The organism is Cryobacterium sp. TMB3-10, from assembly GCF_004402305.1.
Lineage (GTDB): Bacteria > Actinomycetota > Actinomycetes > Actinomycetales > Microbacteriaceae > Cryobacterium > Cryobacterium zongtaii.
The window spans coordinates 152,775-171,871 of sequence record NZ_SOGH01000020.1 but is presented as its reverse complement, the minus strand read 5'-3'; the positions used below and the strand labels follow the sequence as shown (position 1 = coordinate 171,871).

The 19,097-nt window shown below is 68.3% G+C and carries 17 protein-coding genes; 5 read left to right on the top strand and 12 right to left on the bottom strand.

The genetic code is table 11. From position 1 onward, the window contains the following. Positions 1–67: 67 nt before the first annotated feature. Positions 68–1,015: an ROK family glucokinase gene (locus E3T22_RS08915; protein WP_088456045.1), complete on the bottom strand. Its 948-nt coding sequence runs from the start codon at positions 1,013–1,015 to the stop codon at positions 68–70. 202 nt (positions 1,016–1,217) lie between these two features. On the opposite strand from E3T22_RS08915, the gene E3T22_RS08910 reads away from it, so the two are divergent. Next, positions 1,218–3,062, top strand: a complete 1,845-nt coding sequence (locus tag E3T22_RS08910; protein WP_088456044.1) for a long-chain fatty acid--CoA ligase — start codon at positions 1,218–1,220, stop codon at positions 3,060–3,062. A gap of 75 nt (positions 3,063–3,137) precedes the next feature. Here E3T22_RS08910 and def read toward each other — a convergent pair whose 3' ends face one another. From def to E3T22_RS08895, 3 genes are all read right to left on the bottom strand, one after another. Further along, entirely contained in the window at positions 3,138–3,629 is a 492-nt protein-coding gene (gene def, locus E3T22_RS08905) for a peptide deformylase (RefSeq protein ID WP_088456043.1), read from the bottom strand. Positions 3,630–3,707: 78 nt separating this feature from the next. Next, positions 3,708–5,090, bottom strand: a complete 1,383-nt coding sequence (locus E3T22_RS08900) for a MinD/ParA family protein (protein ID WP_240632444.1) — start codon at positions 5,088–5,090, stop codon at positions 3,708–3,710. Positions 5,091–5,145: 55 nt separating this feature from the next. Then, complete coding sequence (locus tag E3T22_RS08895) at positions 5,146–8,550, bottom strand: pyruvate carboxylase (protein ID WP_088456042.1); 3,405 nt, start codon at positions 8,548–8,550, stop codon at positions 5,146–5,148. A gap of 77 nt (positions 8,551–8,627) precedes the next feature. Here E3T22_RS08895 and E3T22_RS08890 point away from each other — a divergent pair, with 77 nt between their 5' ends. Continuing rightward, on the top strand, positions 8,628–9,440 hold the full coding sequence (locus E3T22_RS08890; protein WP_088456041.1) for a ParA family protein: 813 nt from the start codon (positions 8,628–8,630) through the stop codon (positions 9,438–9,440). 69 nt (positions 9,441–9,509) lie between these two features. On the opposite strand, the gene E3T22_RS08885 is transcribed toward E3T22_RS08890, so the two are convergent. The 5 genes from E3T22_RS08885 to E3T22_RS08865 form a co-directional block, all read right to left on the bottom strand. After that, positions 9,510–10,061, bottom strand: coding sequence for a MerR family transcriptional regulator (locus E3T22_RS08885; protein ID WP_088456040.1), 552 nt, complete (start codon positions 10,059–10,061; stop codon positions 9,510–9,512). 149 nt (positions 10,062–10,210) lie between these two features. Next, entirely contained in the window at positions 10,211–10,909 is a 699-nt protein-coding gene (locus tag E3T22_RS08880) for a MerR family transcriptional regulator (RefSeq protein WP_088456039.1), read from the bottom strand. Continuing rightward, a complete protein-coding gene (locus E3T22_RS08875; protein ID WP_088457974.1) occupies positions 10,909–11,322 on the bottom strand; it encodes an FHA domain-containing protein in 414 nt (137 codons plus the stop codon). Before E3T22_RS08875 ends, E3T22_RS08880 begins: the two co-directional genes overlap by 1 nt. A 122-nt stretch (positions 11,323–11,444) precedes the next feature. Then, on the bottom strand, positions 11,445–12,029 hold the full coding sequence (locus E3T22_RS08870; RefSeq protein WP_241983648.1) for a CDP-alcohol phosphatidyltransferase family protein: 585 nt from the start codon (positions 12,027–12,029) through the stop codon (positions 11,445–11,447). 33 nt (positions 12,030–12,062) lie between these two features. After that, positions 12,063–13,001 carry a Ku protein gene (locus E3T22_RS08865; RefSeq protein WP_134480811.1) on the bottom strand — a complete coding sequence of 313 codons (939 nt, stop codon included), beginning with the start codon at positions 12,999–13,001 and terminating at the stop codon, positions 12,063–12,065. Positions 13,002–13,083: 82 nt separating this feature from the next. Here E3T22_RS08865 and E3T22_RS08860 point away from each other — a divergent pair, with 82 nt between their 5' ends. Both E3T22_RS08860 and E3T22_RS08855 read left to right on the top strand, forming a co-directional pair. Beyond that, positions 13,084–15,585, top strand: a complete 2,502-nt coding sequence (locus tag E3T22_RS08860; protein ID WP_134480812.1) for an ATP-dependent DNA ligase — start codon at positions 13,084–13,086, stop codon at positions 15,583–15,585. Continuing rightward, positions 15,582–16,454 (top strand): DUF1295 domain-containing protein, encoded by an 873-nt coding sequence (locus E3T22_RS08855; RefSeq protein ID WP_134480813.1) that lies wholly within the window; start codon positions 15,582–15,584, stop codon positions 16,452–16,454. The genes E3T22_RS08860 and E3T22_RS08855 overlap by 4 nt, the downstream gene beginning before the upstream one ends. On the opposite strand, the gene E3T22_RS08850 is transcribed toward E3T22_RS08855, so the two are convergent. Next, entirely contained in the window at positions 16,435–16,884 is a 450-nt protein-coding gene (locus E3T22_RS08850) for an NUDIX domain-containing protein (RefSeq protein WP_088456035.1), read from the bottom strand. The two genes, E3T22_RS08855 and E3T22_RS08850, sit on opposite strands and share 20 nt — an antisense overlap. A 99-nt stretch (positions 16,885–16,983) precedes the next feature. On the opposite strand from E3T22_RS08850, the gene deoC reads away from it, so the two are divergent. Next, positions 16,984–17,697 (top strand): deoxyribose-phosphate aldolase, encoded by a 714-nt coding sequence (deoC, locus tag E3T22_RS08845; protein WP_134409052.1) that lies wholly within the window; start codon positions 16,984–16,986, stop codon positions 17,695–17,697. 187 nt (positions 17,698–17,884) lie between these two features. Here deoC and E3T22_RS08840 read toward each other — a convergent pair whose 3' ends face one another. Together E3T22_RS08840 and E3T22_RS08835 are read right to left on the bottom strand one after the other, a co-directional pair. After that, on the bottom strand, positions 17,885–18,412 hold the full coding sequence (locus tag E3T22_RS08840; RefSeq protein ID WP_134480814.1) for an adenine phosphoribosyltransferase: 528 nt from the start codon (positions 18,410–18,412) through the stop codon (positions 17,885–17,887). Between the two features lie 65 nt (positions 18,413–18,477). Beyond that, on the bottom strand, positions 18,478–19,050 hold the full coding sequence (locus E3T22_RS08835) for a MarR family winged helix-turn-helix transcriptional regulator (RefSeq protein ID WP_166788875.1): 573 nt from the start codon (positions 19,048–19,050) through the stop codon (positions 18,478–18,480). Between the last annotated feature and the right edge of the window lie 47 nt (positions 19,051–19,097).

The window sequence follows — 19,097 nt, the reverse complement described above, 5'->3', positions numbered from 1 at the left end:
GTGTCCTTAGATAAGCGGATGCCGGCCGGCGCAGTCGCGCAACACGCGGTGGAGAAACACAGCCAGCCTACTCACCGGTGACGTGTCGGCGGGCGAGGTCGGCGGCACCGACGACGCCGGCGTCGTTGACGAGTTCCGCGATCGCGAACTCTGCCTCGGGGTGATAGCCGCGGGCTGGCAGGTTGGCCAGGTAGGCGGTGCGGATGGGCTCCAGGAGCTGCTCGCCTGCCGCGGCGACACCGCCGCCGAAGACGAACACCTGCGGGTCGAGCACCGCGGCGAGGCTGGCGCAGGCCTGGCCGAGCGAGGTGCCCAACTGGCGCAGCGCCGCGAGGGCGCCTGGGTCGCCGTCCTGGATCAGCCGGCCGATGTCCTTGCCGGTGAGCTTGCCGCGCTTGCCACGGGCGGCGGCCAGGCCCAGGCCGATGCCGCCGGCATCCGCGAACTCGTTGGCGATGCGGGCCAACGCACGGCCGGAGCCGTACTGTTCGATGCACCCGTGCGCGCCGCAGCCGCAGGGCAGGCCGTCGGGAACGACGCGCATGTGGCCCAGCTCGGCGCCCACGCCGAAGCCACCGCGAAACAGGCGGTCGTTGGAGACGATGGCGCCGCCGACGCCGGTGCCGATGGTGAGGGTGACCATGTCGCTGTACAGGCGGCCGGCGCCGAAGCAGAATTCGGCCCATCCGGCGGCGTTGGCGTCGTTCTCGACGATGATCGGCAGCGACAGGCGCGACTCGAGCTTCTCGCGCATCGGTTCGTTGCGCCAGTTGATGTTCGGGGCGTAGTACACGGTCGATTGGGCGGCGTCGATGAACCCGGCAGCGGCGACACCCGCAGCGATGACGTCTTCGCCGGCGGAGAGATCCTTGATCATCTCCACGACAGCGTTTTCGATCTCGCTCGGGTTCGCGGCGTCGGTCGGTCGACGATCCGATTTGATGATGGTTCCGAATTCGTCGACGAGGGCACCAGCGATCTTGGTTCCGCCGATGTCAATCCCAATGGCGTGCACGAGCGCACCTTTCGTTGGTGGAGCAACAGGAAGTTCTTCAGGTCGGCTCAAAAAGGGAACGGGGCACGCAGCGACCTGATCGACCACGCAAGGCACCCCCTAGAGTGTAGTAAATGACTACGCCGCCGGGAGAATCGCAGGTTCGTGTCGATTCAGCGGCTAGAGTGGTCGCACTTACCCGTCCGGTGCCAAAGGAGTTACCGTGAAACAGTTCGATGAGCCCGCCGTCGTCCCCTCAGACCCGAACGCGAACGTCACCGACCTGTTGGTCGACCGTCTCGCCTTGACCCCGCAGCTGGTTCTGTTCTCCCGGCCCGAGAACGGCGGTTGGCTTCCGGTTACGACCGCCGCCTTCCACGCCCAGGTCGTCGCCCTGGCCAAGGGGTTCGTCGCCGCCGGTATTCAGCCCGGCGACAAGATCGGCCTGACCTGCAAAACCCGCTATGAATGGACCCTGATCGACTTCGCCGTCTGGTTCGCCGGCGCGGTGCTCGTGCCGGTCTACGAGACGAGTTCGCCCAGCCAGGTGCAGTGGATCCTCAGCGATTCCGGCGCGACTTCGTTGATCGTGGAGACCGCGGACCACTTCGCCCGTTTCGATGAGGTGCACCCCGACCTGCCCGACGTTGAGACGGTCTGGCAGATCGACCTGGGCGACCTGGACAAGCTCGCCGCCAGGGGCGTCGATGTTCCGGATGCCGAAATCGAGCGACGCCGTCGTCTGGCCGTCGGCTCCGACATCGCCACCCTGATCTACACGTCAGGCTCCACCGGCCGGCCCAAGGGCTGCGTGCTCAGCCACGCCAACTTCGTTGAGACCAGCCGCAACGCCGGGATCGCCCTCAAGCCCGTTCTCACCGACGAGAACGGCGCATCCACCCTGTTGTTCATCACCACGGCGCACGTCTTCGCCCGCTTCATCGCGGTGCTCTGCGTGCACGGTGGCGTCCGGGTGGGTCACCAGCCGGACACTCGGCAGCTGCTGCCGTCGTTGGGCAGCTTCAAGCCGACCTTCCTCCTCGCCGTCCCCCGGGTCTTCGAGAAGGTCTACAACTCCGCCGAGCAGAAGGCCGAGGCCGGCGGCAAGGGGAAGATCTTCGAGGCCGCCTCCGAGGTCGCCGTGGCGCACTCCAAGCTGGTCGAGGCCGGCGAGCGGATCCCGCTGGGCATGAAGATCAAGTTCGCGCTGTTCGACAGGCTGGTCTACAGCAAGCTGCGCACCGCGATGGGCGGCAACGTCAAATTCGCCGTCTCCGGCTCCGCGCCGCTCGGTGCTCACCTGGGCCACTTCTTCCACAGCCTGGGCATCGTCATCCTCGAGGGCTATGGCCTGACCGAGACCACGGCCCCCGCTACGGTGAACCTGGCCACCAAGTCCAAGATCGGCAGTGTCGGCCCGGCGCTGCCCGGTGTCTCGGTGCGGGTGATGGACGACGGTGAAATCGAGGTCAAGGGTGTCAACGTCTTCACCGAGTACTGGAAGAACCCGGAAGCCACCGCCGCCGTCTTCGACGACGGCTGGCTGAAGACCGGTGATATCGGTGCCCTCGACGACGACGGGTTCCTCTCGATCACCGGGCGCAAGAAAGAGATCATCGTGACCGCCGGCGGCAAGAACGTCGCTCCGGCAGCCCTCGAAGACCCGATCCGGTCGAACCCGCTGGTCGGCCAGGTCGTCGTGGTCGGCGACCAGAAACCGTTCATCGCGGCGCTGGTCACCCTCGACCCCGAGATGTTGCCGGTCTGGTTGAACAACAACCACGAAGACGCCGGGATGTCCCTCATGGACGCGTCGGTGCACCCGAAGGTCCTTGCCGAGGTCCAACGGGCGATCGACCACGCCAACGAGACGGTGTCCAGGGCGGAGTCCATCCGCAAGTTCGTGGTGCTGCCCATCGAACTCACCGAGGCGGCCGGCTACCTCACGCCGAAGATGAGCATCAAGCGGGACGTGATCCTCCGGGACTTCGCCGCCGAGATCCAGAACCTCTACGGTGCGAACCCGATGACGGCAGCCGTGCCGGTGCGCGAGACCGCACAAGACTAGGCGCGCACACACGAACGAGCTGCCCGGCTACAGCGGGGCAGCTCGTTCGTCTGTGTCGGCTACAACCTCTACAGGTTAGAACCAGTCGGACTCGCGCACTTCCTTCATCGCCGCACGGCGGTTTTCCTTGTCGAGCCGGTCCAGGTAGAGCAGCCCGTCGAGGTGGTCGGTCTCGTGCTGCAGAGCCTGCGCCATCAGGCCCTCGCCGGATACCGCGACGGGGTTGCCGGCCAGGTCGATGCCGGTAACCCTGGCGAACGGGTAGCGCTTGGTCGGGTACCACAGGCCGGGCACCGACAGGCAACCCTCGTCGACCATCGCCGGCTCCCCCGCCAGCTCCACCAGAACCGGGTTGAGGATATAGCCGATGTCCCCGTCGATGTTGTAGCTGAAGGCACGCAGGTTCACGCCGATCTGGGCCGCGGCAACGCCGGCCCGGCCCGGCAGCTTCACGCTGTCCACCAGGTCTTCGACGAGGCTGCGCACCCGGGCGTCGATGGTGCCGATCGGCTCTGAGCGGGTCTTGAGGACGGGATCGCCCAGCAGGCGGATCTGGCGTTCGGGCACGGGGAAACTCTCTTCAGGATGAACGGATGGATCAGATGGAACGGATGGAACGGATGGAACGGATACGGTGCGAGGGAGTCAGGCGCGGCGCTCGGCCGGCAACCCTTCGACGACGAGGGCAGCGAGGGTACGCGCGGCCAGTCGGGTGATCGGCTTGAGGTCCTTGAAGGACACCACACTGCCGGCGGCCAACTGCGGGTCGTACGGGATCCGCACGATCTCGCGAACCCGGGACCGGAAGTGCGACTCGATCTCCTCGAGCTTGACCAGGTTGGTGCCCTGGGTCGCGGTATTGAGGGCGACGATGGCGTTGCGAACGAGTTCACCGTAACCGTTGGCCTCGAGCCAGGTCAGCGTTTCGGAGGCCAACCGGGCCTCATCGACACTGCCGCCGGACACGATCACGATGGAATCGGCGCGCTGCAGGGTCGCGCGCATGACCGAGTGCACGATCCCGGTGCCGCAGTCGGTCAGGACGATCGAGTAGAACCGGGCCGCCAGGTCGGCGACGACGTTGTAGTCGTTCTCGTCGAACGCTTCGGACAGGAGCGGGTCGGTGTCGCTGGCCAGGATGTCCAGACGGGTCTCGTCCCTGGATACCAACGCCGAGAAATCGGTGAAGCCGCCGATGGAGGCGGCCTTGGTCACGACGTCGCGCACCGTCGACCTGGTCTGCTTGGACACCCGTTCGCTCAGGGTGCCCCGGTCGGGGTTGGCGTCGACGGCGATGATCCGGTCTTCCCTGGCGTCGGCCATGGCCATGCCGAGCAGTGCGGTGACGGTGGTCTTGCCCACGCCGCCCTTGCGGGTGAGGATCGGGACGAACCTCGCGCCGCCCTCGAACTGCTTCTGGATGCGTTCGTCCATTGCCCGGTGCGCGCGCACGGCGGCCGAATCGCCCAGGTTGACCAGGTGGAAGGTGGCGTTGTAGACGAACCGGTTCCAGCTGCCGTTCGGCGGGCGCCGGGTCTTGCGGTTGATCTCCAGCAGCCGGTCGGAGGTGAGCATCGATGCGGATTCCGGGGCGACGGCGTCCGTTCGGGTGCGGTCGCGCCGGCTGGCCGTTGCCGCGCTCGTGGGTCCGGTGTTGCGGGACAGCGCTGCCGCTGCGGTGCCGCTCGCGCCCAGCGGAGCTGTGACGCCCCGCGCCGGCTGCGGGGTGACGATCTCGATGGTGTGAGTGCCGGGGTGTGCGCCCGCCGTCGGGGTGGCCGGGTCGTGCGCGGCGCGGGGCGCTACCGCGGACCTGGGCAGGCCGGCGGCGCCGAGCGAGACGAAGCTCTCCGGCAAGGCGGCGGCGAGGTTGTCGAAGGTGTGCGGCGGGAGTTCGCTGTGATACTCGTCACCCGGTCGCGCTCTGGCAGCACCGGACTCCGGCGACCCGGCCCCTGCCGGGGCCGGGCTCAGCTGGCCGTCGCCTTCATCGTGCGGTTGGGCATCGTCTGTCCGTCGATCTGTCACAGCAGACTCCTCGTTTTTTCGCGGGCCACGAATGGGCCCCAAATCAGGCCTCAGCCTAGCGTGGCCGCACCACTACGAGCAGGTCTCCCGCGTCGACCTGCTGGGTGGCGGGGATCGCGACCCTTTCGACGACGCCGGCGATGGGTGAGGTGATGGCTGCTTCCATCTTCATGGCCTCGATCGACGCGACGCTCTGGCCGGCGGTCACGTGGTCGCCATCGGCGACCTGCAGGGTGACCACACCGGAGAACGGTGCGGCGATCTGGCCGGGCTGGTTGGCGTCGGCCTTCTCGGCCGCCTTACTGACCACGGCGATGCTGCGGTCACGCACGAAGACCGGACGCAGCTGCCCGTTGAGAATGGTCATGACGGTGCGCATGCCCTTCTCGTCGGCCTCGCCGATCGCCTCGAGCCCGACGTAGAGCCGCACACCCTTGTCGATCTCGACCGAGTGTTCGGTGCCCTGCCGCAGACCGTAAAGGTAGTCGACAGTGTCGACCACGGACAGGTCGCCGAAGAGTTCGCGGATCTGTTGGAAGGTCCGGGTGGGAGCCGGGAAGAGCAGCTGGTTGAGCATGGCGCGTCGAGTGGGGCTGTCGGCGTCGAGGGCGGTACGTTCCTCGTCGGTCAGCTCGGTCGTGCTCACCCGGATACTGCGGCCCTCGAGCACCTTGCTGCGGAAGGGCTCCGGCCAGCCGCCCGGCAGGTCGCCGAGTTCGCCGGCCATGAAGCCCACCACGGAGTCCGGCACGTCGTACTTGGAAGGGTTGGCTTCGAAATCAGCCGGGTCGGCGTTCACGGCCGCGAGGTACAGGGCCAGGTCACCGACGACCTTGGAGGACGGTGTCACCTTGGGCACGCGGCCCAGGATCTCGTTCGCTGCCGCGTACATGTCTTCGATGAGCTCGAAGTCATCGGCGAGGCCGAGCGCGATGGCCTGGGTGCGCAGGTTGGACAGCTGCCCGCCCGGGATCTCGTGCTTGTACACCCGGCCGGTGGGGGCGCGGAGGCCCGATTCGAAGGGGTGGTAGACCCGGCGCACGTCTTCCCAGTACGGCTCGAGGTCGCAGACGTTCTGGAGGGAGATGCCGGTGTCCCGTTCGGTGTGAGCGAGCGCGGCCACGAGGGAGGACGCCGACGGCTGGCTGGTGGTGCCGCCCATCGGGGCGCTGGCCACGTCCACGGCGTCGGCTCCGGCCTGGGAGGCCGCCAGCAGGGTCGCCAGTTGGCCGCCGGGGGTGTCGTGCGTGTGCACGTGCACCGGCAGGTCGAACCGTTCGCGGAACGCGGTGACGAGCTTCGCCGCGGCGGCGGGCCGCAGCAGCCCGGCCATGTCCTTGATGGCCAGGATGTGCGCGCCGGACGCCACGATCTGGTCGGCCAGGCGCAGGTAGTAGTCGAGCGTGTAGAGGTCCTCGGCAGGGTCGAGCAGGTCGCCGGTGTAGCAGAGCGCCACCTCGGCAACGCTGTCGCCGGTGTTCAGCACGGCGTCGATGGCCGGACGCATCTGGTTGACGTCGTTGAGGGCGTCGAAGATGCGGAAGATGTCAACACCTGAATCGCTGGCCTCGCGGACGAACGCATCCGTCACCTCGGTGGGGTACGGGGTGTAGCCCACGGTGTTGCGGCCGCGCAGCAGCATCTGGATGTTGATGTTCGGCAGGGCCTCGCGCAGGGCGCCGAGACGCTCCCACGGATCTTCGCCGAGGAAGCGGAGGGCCACGTCGTAGGTGGCACCGCCCCAGGCCTCGACCGAGAGCAGTTCGGGGGTGAGCCTGGCCACGTAGGGAGCCACGGCGACGAGGTCCTTGGTGCGCACCCGGGTGGCCAGCAGCGACTGGTGGGCGTCACGGAAGGTCGTGTCGGTGACGGCCAGCGCCGTTTGGGCGCGCAGGGCGCTGGCGAAGCCGACCGGGCCGAGCAGCTGCAGCTTCTGCCGCGAACCCTCCGGCGCCGGAATGGACAGGTCGAGCTTGGGCAGCTTCTCTGCGGGGTTCAGCAGGGTCAGGGGCACACCGTTGGGCTGGTTCACGGTGACGTCGGCGAGCCAGTTGAGGATCTTCGTGCCGCGGTCCTTGGAGGCCCGGCCACGCAGCAGCTGCGGACGCTCGTCGATGAAGGAGGTGCTCAGGTCGCCGTTGGCGAAGTCGGGGTCTTCCAGCACGGCCTGCAGGAAGGCGATGTTGGTGGAGACGCCGCGGATGCGGAACTCGGCCAACGCGCGCTTGGAGCGGGTGACGGCGGACGCGTAGTCGCGGCCGCGGCAGGTGAGCTTGGCGAGCATCGAGTCGAAGTGCGGGCTGATCTGCGCGCCGGGGTTGATGGTTCCGCCGTCCAGGCGGATGCCGGCGCCGCCGGGCGAGCGGTAGGTGGTGATCTTGCCGGTGTCCGGGCGGAATCCCGCGGTGGGGTCCTCTGTGGTGATGCGGCACTGCAGGGCGAAGCCGCGCAGTTTGATCGTGTCCTGGCCCAGGCCGAGGTCGGCCAGGGTCTCCCCTGCGGCGATGCGGATCTGGGACTGCACGAGGTCGACGTCGGTGACTTCCTCGGTCACGGTGTGCTCCACCTGGATGCGCGGGTTCATCTCGATGAACACGTGCTGGCCGGCGCGTTCGCCGACGGTGTCGAGCAGGAATTCGACGGTGCCGGCGTTGACGTAACCGATCGACCTGGCGAAGGCCACGGCGTCGGCGTGCAGTCGCTGACGGATCTCCTCCGGCAGGTTGGGGGCCGGTGCGATCTCGATGACCTTCTGGTGGCGGCGCTGCACCGAGCAGTCGCGCTCGAACAGGTGCACGGTCTCGCCCGTGGCGTCCGCAAGGATCTGCACCTCGATGTGGCGGGGCCGGAGCACCGCCTGCTCGAGGAACATGGTGGGGTCACCGAAGGCGCTGTTGGCCTCGCGCATGGCCTCTTCGAGGGAACCGCGCAGGTCGGCCATGGAGGCGACGCGGCGCATGCCGCGTCCACCGCCGCCGGCGACGGCCTTGGCGAAGATGGGGAAGCCGATCTCCTCTGCGGCCGCGATGAGCTCCTCGACGTCTCGCGACGGCGCGCTGGACTTGAGGACGGGCACACCGGCAGCGATGGCGTGTTCCTTGGCGGTGACCTTGTTGCCGGCCATCTCGAGCACGTGCGAGCCCGGCCCGATGAAGGTGATGCCGGCGGCCTTGGCCGCTTCGGCGAGCTCGGGGTTCTCGGAGAGGAATCCGTAGCCGGGGTAGATGGCGTCTGCGCCGCTCTCCTTGGCCACCCGGATGATCTCGGACACATCGAGGTAGGCGCGGACGGGGTGTCCGGGTTCGCCGATCTCGTAAGCCTCGTCGGCCTTCAGCCTGTGCAGTGAATTGCGGTCTTCGAACGGGAAGACGGCGACGGTTTTCGCGCCCAGTTCATAGGCGGCGCGGAACGCGCGGATTGCTATCTCTCCACGGTTGGCGACGAGGATTTTGGTGAACATAGAGACCTTTCGATCCGGGAGCGGCACACAGCTGACGGTTAGGTTCTCTAAGACTAGTGAAGGTAACGTATCTACTTGTGCACGTACTTAGCGTTAGCTCCCTCAAGGGAGGGGTAGGCAAGACCACGGTAACCCTTGGTCTGGCTTCTGCCGCCTTCGCCCGCGGTGTTCGGACCCTCGTGGTCGACCTCGATCCGCAATCAGATGTCTCTACCGGGCTCGACATCCAGCTCGCCGGCCACCTCAACGTCGCCGACGTGCTGGCTTCGCCGAAGGAAAAAGTCGTTCGGGCCGCCATCGCGCCCAGCGGCTGGACCCGCGGTCGCCCCGGCACGATCGACGTCATGATCGGCAGCCCCTCCGCCATTAATTTCGACGGCCCGCACCCCAGCATCCGGGACATCTGGAAGCTCGAGGAGGCCCTCTCCACGGTGGAGAAGGACTACGACCTCGTGCTGATCGACTGTGCCCCCTCGCTGAACGCGCTCACCCGCACCGCGTGGGCCGCCAGCGACCGGGTTGCCGTGGTCACCGAGCCCGGCCTGTTCTCGGTGGCCGCCGCCGACCGTGCCCTGCGCGCGATCGAGGAAATCCGTCGTGGCCTCAGCCCCCGGCTGCAGCCGTTGGGCATCATCGTCAACCGCGCCCGCACCGCGTCACTGGAGCACCAGTTCCGGATCAAGGAACTGCGCGACATGTTCGGACCGCTGGTGCTCAGCCCGCAGCTTCCGGAGCGCACCAGCCTGCAGCAGGCCCAGGGCGCCGCGAAGCCCCTGCACACCTGGCCGGGCGACAGCGCCCAGGAGATGGCGCACTACTTCGACCAGCTGCTGGACCGGGTCCTGCGCACCGCACGCATCGGCGAGTACGCGGAAGTCCCCGCGCGCTAAGAGCTCTCGAGCTGTGAGAAAAGCCCCGAAACGCGAGCGTTTTCGGGGCTTTTCTCACACTTCCTGCGGCTAGGAGACCTTGCGGGAGACGCGACGGGCGGCGAGCTCGTCGGACGGGTCGGCCGTCTGGGTGTCGAGTTCGACGAGGGTGGTTTCCACCTCGCGCAGGACCTTGCCGACGGCGATGCCGAAGACACCCTGGCCGCGGCTGACGAGGTCGATGACCTCGTCGTTGGAGGTGCAGAGGTAGACGCTGGCGCCGTCGCTCATGAGGGTGGTCTGGGCCAGGTCGTTGACGCCTGATTCGCGCAGCTGGTTGACCGCGGTGCGGATCTGCTGCAGGGAGATGCCGGTGTCGAGCAGACGTTTGACGAGCTTGAGTACCAGGATGTCGCGGAAGCCGTAGAGTCGCTGCGAGCCGGAGCCGGCCGCACCGCGAACCGTGGGCTCCACGAGTTCGGTGCGGGCCCAGTAGTCGAGCTGGCGGTAGCTGATACCCGCGGCGCGCGCCGCGACGGCGCCCCGGTAGCCGGAGTTCTCGTCGAGCTCGGGCATCCCGTCGGTGAAGAGCAGCCCCTGACCGTACCGAGACGAATCATCTCGGGGATTGAGTTCACTCATACAGAACGCCTCTCGGGGGTGGATGCGAACCTTCAGGCCGCACTTCAACGTTAGCGAGACCGGCGGCCCCTAGCGATGACATCCGCCCGAACGTGTCGGCGTGTCGAGAGAACGCTGGTTCTCGGTGCGTTGAACTTTCAGTCTACGACTTATTTGGTCAGGCGGCCCAGGGCGGAGCGGATCAGGCTGCCACGGATCACTTCGAGCTGCCCGGCGATCTCCACGGCCATTTCGGCCGCCTTGGCGCGGCTGGAGGCGTCTTTGCGGCGGGCCAGCGGAACCAGGGCGCTCTCGATCAGGCCGAGCTCGCGTTCGGCCGCACCGCGGAAGCCGCGGAGGTGCCTGGGTTCGATCCCGCTCTGCTGCAGGTCGACCAGGGCGCGGAGCACCTTGAGGGCGTCGTCGCCGTAGTGTTCGGCCGGCACGATGATCGACGCGGTGACGGCGTCGTGCAGAAGAGTGGAGGAGGCTCCGGACTCGCGCAGGAGGTCCTCGCGGGTGAAGCGTCGCGCGATCACGAGCATGCTCGGACCGGGTGCCCCGCCGCCGGGAAGAACCGGTGACAGGCCCGCGTCGAGGTCGTCGAGGTAGGCGCGGATCACCTTCAGCGGCAGGTAGTGGTCGCGCTGCATCGACAGGATCAGGCGCAGCCTGTCAACGTCGCCGCCGTTGAACTTGCGGTAGCCGGACTCCGTGCGTGCCGGGGAGACAAGCCCCTGTTCCTCAAGGAACCGCAGTTTGGACGGGGTCAGGTCCGGGAATTCCGGTGTCAACCGGGCCAGGACCTGGCCGATACTCAAGAGTGACGTCGCGCCCGGCAGTCTGGCCTGGGCGGAGGACGCCGACACTAGTCGCTCGCCAGGTGAACGAGGTCGAGCCGCGAGGCGTAGAACGTGAGGCGGAATTTGCCGACCTGAACTTCGGATCCGTCGGTGAGGACGGCCAGGTCGATGCGTTCGCCGTCAAAATACGTGCCGTTGAGCGATCCCAGGTCTTTCACCTGGAAGATGCGGCCGTTGCGCAGGAATTCGGCATGGCGACGCGACACCGTGACGTCATCGAGGAAGATGTCGGCATTCGGGTGTCGTCCCACCGTGGTGACATCGGCATCCAGGAGGAAACGCGCACCCGAATTGGGACCGCGGCGCACCACCAGGAGGGCTGACCCTGAGGGCAGCGCCGCAATGGCCTCCTGCTCCTCGACGGTGACGTTGGCGTCGAGCGCGGCCAAGGACGCCGCGAACTCCTGGCTGAACGTCATCGTCGTGTCGACGTTGCCCGTGGCATTCTCAGGCGCCACCTTACGCACGGGTTCTTTCTTGTCGTCGGGATCGACCACGGTGCACCTCCTACTGGGTAAATCGTATCGGATGGAACGGACCTTCAAGCGCGCGGAAGCCGAATCACCCGAACCGTTTCAATCGCGTAGATGGCCCCGGCCCACCAGTAGAGGTAGGCGCCCCAGAGACCGAACGCCCAGCCGACGGGCTGCGACCACCAGGACAGCTCGGGGAACGCCTGGCCGAGCATGATCATCGGGAGGGCATAAAAGAGGCAGAACGTGGCCACCTTGCCCAGCTGATGCACAGGAAGCGGGCCGAAACCGTGGTTGGCCAGCACAACTCCCAGGCCGAGCAGGAATACATCGCGACCGACGACGACGGCAACGATCCACCACGGCACCAGATCGCGACAGGCGAGCCCGACGAGTGCGGCAAAGATGTAGAGCCGGTCCGCGGCCGGGTCGAGCAGTTGGCCGAGCCGGGTGATCTGGTTGAACCTTCGCGCGATCACGCCATCGAGGTAGTCGGTGAGGCTGGCCACCGCGAGGACCAGGAGCGCCCAGGCGTCTTCACCGCTCACCAGCAGGGCGAGGAAGACCGGGACGAGCGCCAGTCGCAGGAAACTGAGCAGATTCGGCACCGTCAGCACCCTGGAGCTGAGGTGAGGTGGAACGGGCCCGGTCACGACACGAGTCTATCGAGCGGCCACGGAAGAGGCTCAGGCTTCTTTCCTGGCGGCGGGCTTCTTCGTGGCGGCCTTGGTCTTGGAGGCACCGGTCTTGGTTGCTGCCGTCTTGGTTGCTGCCGTCTTGGTTGCTGCGGTCTTGGCGGCACCGGTCTTGGCGGCACCGGTCTTGGCGGCACCGTCCCCGGACCGGCTGCGGTCGACGCTGCGGCGCAGCGCCTCCATCAGGTCGAGCACCTCTCCCCCGCCGACCTCCTCGTCGGCGCCGCCGAAGGTGGCCTCGGTGTCGATCGCGTCACCCTTCTCGAGCTTCTCTTCGATGAGGCGGCGCAGTTGGGCCTGGTACTCATCGGTGTAGTCGCCCGGGCTGAAATCGGCGGCGAAGGAGTCCACCAGGGCCGCGGAGAGGTCCAGCTCACGGTCGGAGATCTTCACGGCCTGCTCAAGCGCCGGGAACTCGGCCACCCGCACCTCGTCGTCCCAGAGCAGGGTCTGAAGCATCAGAACGCCGTCGCGCACCCGGAGTGCGGCGAGCCGCGTTTTCTGCCGCAACGCGAAGTGCACGATGGCGGTGCGGTCGGTCTGCTCCAGGGTGCGCCGCAGCAGCACGTAGGCCTTGGGCGAGGAACCGTCTGGCTCGAGGAAGTAGCTGCGGTCGAACATGATCGGGTCGAGCTGGTCGCTGGGCACGAATTCGACGACGTCGATCTCGCGGCTGCGTTCCTCGGGCAGGGACTTGAGATCGGCATCGGTGATCACGACGGTCTTGTCGCCGTCGGTGAAGGCCTTGTCGATGTGCGCGTAGTCGACGACCTTGCCGCAGACCTCACAGCGGCGCTGGTAGCGGATGCGTCCGCCGTCAGCGTCGTGCACCTGGTGCAGTTCGACGTCGTGGTCTTCGGTGGCGCTGTAGACCTTGACCGGCACGTTGACCAGCCCGAACGTGATGGCGCCCTTCCAGATTGATCGCATCGTTCGTCCTCCAGAGCCCAGTACACACCCGTCCTATGGGGTGAGGCTAGACCGGTGGGCGGGCGTGGAGCAAGCTGGGCACATGGCAACTGGCGCGGGGGCTGCGGGGAATGGCGCTGTGAGCGCCGACGGCGCTCAGCGGGAGGTCGTGACGGTGGGTGGCCGCCGGGTCACCCTCACCCATCTGGACAAGGTGATGTACCCGGAGACCGGCACCACCAAGGCCGACATCCTGGGCTACTACGCGGCGGTCGCGGATGAGCTCATCCGCCATGCGCGGGACCGGCCGGCGACCCGCAAGCGCTGGGTGCACGGCGTGGGCACGCCCCAGGAGCCCGGGCAGGTGTTCTTCCAGAAGAACCTGGCCGAGGGCACGCCGGACTGGGTGGAGCGCCGGGAACTCGCTCACAAGGCGCGCACCACCGTGTACCCGCTGGTGAACGACCTGGCCACCCTCACCTGGCTCGCCCAGATCGGCACCCTGGAGATCCACGTGCCGCAGTGGCGGTTCGACGTGGCGGGCGCCCCGGCCCGCCCCGACCGGCTGGTGCTGGACCTGGACCCCGGCGAGGGCGTCGGCCTCGCCGAGTGCGCGGAGGTGGCCCGGTGGGCCAGGGCCCTGCTGCTGGACATGGGCCTGGACACCCTGCCGGTGACCAGCGGGAGCAAGGGCATCCACCTGTATGCGGCGCTGGACGGTAGCCACACCTCTGAGCAGGTGGGCCAGGTGGCGCATGAACTCGCGCGGGCGTTGGAAGCGGACCATCCAGGAGAGGTGCTCAGCGCGATGACCCGGTCGCTGCGGGACGGGAAGGTCTTCGTGGACTGGAGCCAGAACAGCGCGAACAAGACCACCATCGCGCCGTACAGCCTGCGCGGACTGCTGCGGCCGCTGGTGGCGGCACCGCGAACCTGGCGGGAGCTGGAGTCGCCCGGACTGGAGCAGCTGGATTACCGGCAGGTGCTGAAACGACTGGAACGACGCCCCGACCTGCTGGGCCCAGTGGCGGACGCCATCGACGCGGGCGCCGGCTCGGCCTCACGGACCGACGAGGACCGCCTGCACCAGTACCGCAGCAAGCGCGACGCCCGGCGCACCCCTGAGCCCGTGCCGACGGCGACACCGCCGACGCCCTCCGGTGGTGGCGGGGCATCGTTTGTGATCCAGGAGCACCACGCCAGGGCCCTGCACTTCGACCTGCGCCTGGAACAGGGCGGCGTGCTGGTCTCGTGGGCGCTGCCCAAGGGCGTGCCGGCCGACCCCACCCACAACCACCTGGCCGTGCACACCGAGGATCACCCGCTGGAGTATCTCGAGTTCCAGGGTGATATTCCGGCGGGAGAGTACGGCGCCGGCACCATGTCGATCTGGGATTCCGGCACCTATTCGCTGCAGAAATGGCGGGACGATGAGGTAATCGTCACCCTGCACGGCAAACCGGACGGCGGTCTGGGCGGTGCCGAACACGAGTTCGCGCTCATCCGGACCGGCGGTGCGGGGTCGCGCAACTGGCTGATCCACCTGATGAAACCGAAACGATCGATCCCGGCCGGCTGGGGTCCTGCCGAGGCCCGATACTCCCCCATGCTCGCCAGGCTGGGCAGCCTGCGCGAGCTGTCTGCGGAGTCCGACTGGGCCTACGAGATGAAGTGGGATGGCATCCGGATGCTGGCCTACCTCGACGGCGGCGGGAAGGTGCGCTTCCTCACCCGGAACGGCAACGACGTCACGGCATCCTTCCCCGAGCTCGTGGACGACCTGCGAACGGCCGTGGGAACCGGCGGCGCCGTGCTCGACGGGGAGGTCGTGGCCCTGGACACCACAAACCGGCCCGACTTCTCACTGCTGCAGACCAGGCTCGGGCTCACCGATGAGGGTGATGTGCGCCGGGCGCAGCGGCGGGCCCCCGTGCACTATTTCGTCTTCGACCTGCTCGAGAACGACGGCGCTGCTCTGGTCGACCAGCCGTACGCGGAGCGCCGGGCGGCTTTGGAGGCCGGTGTGACGGCCACCGGAACCGTGCAGGTGCCGCCGTCCTTCTCCGGCGACGCCGCCACGGTGCTGGCCACCAGCCGGCAACTCGGCCTGGAGGGACTGATCGCCAAGGAGACCGGCAGTACCTACACGAGCGGACGCCGCACCGACCGGTGGGTGAAGATCAAACACGTCAGGGCACAGGAGGTCGTGATCGGCGGCTGGCGGCCCGGAAACGGGCACCGCGGCGACACCTTCGGCTCGCTTCTCGTGGGCGTGCCGACGGCCGGCGACACAGCCCGACTGCGGTACGCCGGGCGGATCGGCACCGGCTTCCGCGACCGCGACCTGACGAGCCTGCGCCGCCGGCTCGACGAGCTGCCCACGACGGACACCCCGTTCGACGACGTTCCGTCGGAGGAGGCGTCCGACGCCGTGTGGGTGCGCCCGGTGCTCGTGGGCGAAGTCGAGTTCGCCGGGTGGACACCGGCCGGCCGGCTGCGGCACCCGAGCTGGCGGGGCCTGCGCCCAGACAAAGCGCCCAGCGATGTGGTGCTCGACGAGGCGATGTCGGCGGACGCGGTGCCGGAGGGGACGGCGCCCCGATGACCGCCGCCGCATCCGCCCTGCTGGTGTGCCTGAGCCTGTGTGCGGCCGCCATCGCCACAACCTGGCTGCTGTCGGTTCTGACCCGGGAGTACTCCTGGGTGGACCGGGCCTGGTCGGTGCTGCCGCCGGTCTATCTGTGGGTGTTCGCCGTCGCCGGCGGGCTCACCGATCCCCGGCTGGTCGTCATGGCCGTGCTCGGCACACTGTGGGGCCTGCGACTGACCTTCAATTTCGCGCGGAAGGGCGGCTACCGGCCCGGCGGTGAGGACTATCGGTGGGCGGCGCTGGGGCGCAGGATGAGCCGGCGCCAGTTCGCCCTGTTCAACCTGGTCTTCATTTCCGGCTACCAGAACCTGTTGCTGCTGCTCATCACCCTGCCGGCGTGGATCGGGCTGCAGCACCCACAGACACCGTTCGGCGCTACCGACCTGGTCGCCACCGTGCTGTTCCTCGCCTTCCTCGCCGGGGAGACCGTGGCCGATCAGCAGCAGTGGGACTTCCAACGCTCCCGCGCCGTGCTCCGTGCGCGGGGCGGGGCCGACCCGGGGTTTCTGCGGAGCGGACTGTTCGGGTTCTCCAGGCATCCGAACTATTTCTGCGAGATCGCCCAGTGGTGGGTGATCGCCGGCTTCGGCGCCATCGCCGCCGGCACCTGGCTGCAGCCGGGTGCACTCGGCGCGGTGTTGCTGACCCTGCTCTTCGCGGGATCGACCGCCTTCACCGAGAGCATCTCGGTCTCCAGGCATCCCGGCTATCGGGCCTATCAGCGCGAGGTCTCCGCCCTCGTGCCGTGGCCGCCGCGCCGACCGGCGCCCGACTCGGTGGGCGCATCCGCCGGCGACGGCCCGGTCAGACCAGGCGGTCCCTGAGCGCGGGCCAGCTGGCCGCGAAACCCGGATGCAGCGGCAGCTGCTGCACCTCGGCCGGCGCCACCCAGCGCAGCGCGATGCTCTCGGTGTCGCTGATGATCGGGTCGAACGGTTCCAGCGCTCGGACGACCACCGTGGTGTACGACCAGAAGCCGAGGTCGACCACCGAACTGAAGCTCAGCCTGAGCAGGTGCGCGGGAACACCGGCCTCTTCACCGGCCTCCCGGATCGCGGCGTCGAGGGCGCTCTCGTTCTCGTGCCTGGCGCCGCCCGGGACTCCCCAGGTGTCGCCCTGATGGCTCCACAGGGCACGGTGCTGCAGAAGGACACCGAGGTCCGGATGGTGCACGAGCAGACCGGCCGCCCCGTACCGGCCCCAGAACCTGGCACCGTCGGGGCCGTAGACCCACGCATCACCGCTCCCGCTCATAACTCAAGCATGCCGCACCCGCCAGGGAACATCATCCGCTCGCCGGGTAAGATCGAGCCAGGCGGACACCTCGCCGCCCCTCCCAAAGGACTTACGAGCATGACCTCTTCCACACCCGCCCCCGCACTCGACGCCGCCGGCCTCGCCCGCTATATCGACCACACCCTGCTGAAGCCCGAGGCCACCCAGGCCGACGTGGCCGGCCTCATCGCCGAGGCCGTTGAGCTTGGCGTCTACTCGGTCTGCGTGTCGCCGTCGATGTTGCCGCTGACCCTTCCCGCGGATGCCGACCTCAAGGTCGCCGTGGTCTGCGGTTTCCCGAGCGGCAAGCACGCCAGCTCGATCAAGGCTGCCGAGGCCGCCCTGTCGGTGTCGCAGGGCACCGACGAGGTGGACATGGTCATCGACATCGGTGCGGCCAAGGCCGGCCGGTTCGATCTCGTCGAAGCCGACATCAGCGCCGTGCGCGCCGAGATCCCCGCACCCCTGATCCTCAAGGTGATCATCGAGTCCGCCGCCCTCACCGACGACGAGATCGTCGGCGTGTGCCGCGCGGCCGTGGCCGCCGGCGCCGATTTCGTCAAGACCTCGACAGGGTTCCACCCGGCCGGCGGCGCCACCGTGCACGCCGTGCGCCTGATGCGCGAAACCGTCGGCGATGCCCTCGGCGTCAAGGCCTCCGGCGGGGTGCGCAGCCACGCCGACGCCCTCGCCATGATCGAGGCCGGCGCGAGCCGTCTCGGCGTGTCCGGCAGCAAGGCCGTGCTCTCCGGCGCAGCCGTCGAGCCCTCGGCCAACCCCGCCGCCTACTAGCGGTACCCGGACCTGACCCCGCCACGAGCGTCGTGGCGCGGGTTAGCCCCGGCGGCACGTGGCAATCGCGGCGGCCTGCGTTCTATCCCGGGCCGCCGGAAATACCACGTGCCGCGAGCAACAACCTGTGCCATCGGAGACGACCCGTGCCGAAGGAACCGTGCGACACGGGTCACAAAGCGCGCGGCTAGACCGAGACGATGGTGTGCACGGGTGCGTCGCCGATACGGCTACGCCCGTCGAGCTCGGCCAGTTCAAGCACCACGCCGACACCGATCGTCAGGTAGCCGGCCCGTTCGATGAGGCGCGCGGTGGCCGCGACGGTGCCGCCGGTGGCCAGCACGTCATCCACGATGAGCACCCGGGACCCGGCGGGCAGCTGCCCGACCTCCAGTTCGAGGCGTGCCGAGCCGTACTCCAGGTCGTACTCCTCCGTCAGCACCGTGCCGGGGAGCTTTCCGCCCTTGCGCACCGCGAGGACCGCGCACTGGGCGGCGTAACCGATCCCGGCCGCGAGCAGGAACCCGCGGGCCTCGATGCCGGCCACGGCGTCGAACTGGCCCCGGTAGCGCTCACTCAGGTCGTCGATGATCGCTCGGAAGGCCACGGCATCGGCAAAAACCGGGTTGAGGTCATGGAACAGGATCCCGGGTTGGGGGAAGTCCGGATACGAGGCGAGGAGGGTGTGCACGTGCTGGGCGGCGGGAATAATCACGTACTCAAGGGTACCGCCCGGCTTCCTAGCCCCTCGGCCACCGGCAGCCGCCGCAAACCCGCGAGTCAGGGTGCGGTGGGGGCGTCGGTGTCGGGCGCGGCCGAGTCGGCCGGCTCGTCCATCGCTCCGCTGAGCTCGTCGAGGAAACGCACCACGGCGAGCTGCTCCGGCGCGGTGAGCTTCTCGGCGGCGGCCAGCATCCGCTGGTGTGCCGCTCCCAGGGTTCGCCGCATCTCGTCGTGAGCGCGCCGGGTGGCGTGCAGCACCTGCGCACGCCGGTCGCTCGGGTGCGGCTCCCGGCGCAGCCGACCGGATGCCTCCAGCCGCGAGAGCAGCTTGGCCGTGGCGGCCGAGGTGATGCCGAGAACGGCACTGAGGTCCTTCGGGCCGATCGGCTCCGAGCGCTCCTCTGCCGCGATCAGGTGCCGCAGGGCGACCAGGTCGGAGTCGTTCATGTCCATGTCGGAGCGCGCCCGGATGCGCATCGCCACGTCGGCCGCGCGGAACCTGCGCACGGCGCGGAGCACGTCGACCGCGGTGACCGGCTCCGGGCCGGCACCGGCGGCGGCATCCGGGTACCAGTACGCGTCGGAACCGACTCGACTCGGCTCCGCGGCGGGTATGACGGCGGGAGGCATAGGCACCATGCTAGCCTCGAATATCGCTAACTCGGTTAGGTACTTTT

Bases quoted from the DNA above. Each gene is read 5' to 3' on its own strand.
- E3T22_RS08895 (WP_088456042.1), bottom strand. From the start codon at position 8,550: ATGTTCACCAAAATCCTCGTCGCCAACCGTGGAGAGATAGCAATCCGC.
- E3T22_RS08885 (WP_088456040.1), bottom strand. From the start codon at position 10,061: ATGAGTGAACTCAATCCCCGAGATGATTCGTCTCGGTACGGTCAGGGG.
- E3T22_RS08875 (WP_088457974.1), bottom strand. From the start codon at position 11,322: ATGACGTTCAGCCAGGAGTTCGCGGCGTCCTTGGCCGCGCTCGACGCC.
- E3T22_RS08865 (WP_134480811.1), bottom strand. From the start codon at position 13,001: ATGCGATCAATCTGGAAGGGCGCCATCACGTTCGGGCTGGTCAACGTG.
- E3T22_RS08860 (WP_134480812.1), top strand. From the start codon at position 13,084: ATGGCAACTGGCGCGGGGGCTGCGGGGAATGGCGCTGTGAGCGCCGAC.
- E3T22_RS08855 (WP_134480813.1), top strand. From the start codon at position 15,582: ATGACCGCCGCCGCATCCGCCCTGCTGGTGTGCCTGAGCCTGTGTGCG.
- E3T22_RS08850 (WP_088456035.1), bottom strand. From the start codon at position 16,884: ATGAGCGGGAGCGGTGATGCGTGGGTCTACGGCCCCGACGGTGCCAGG.
- deoC (WP_134409052.1), top strand. From the start codon at position 16,984: ATGACCTCTTCCACACCCGCCCCCGCACTCGACGCCGCCGGCCTCGCC.
- E3T22_RS08835 (WP_166788875.1), bottom strand. From the start codon at position 19,050: ATGCCTCCCGCCGTCATACCCGCCGCGGAGCCGAGTCGAGTCGGTTCC.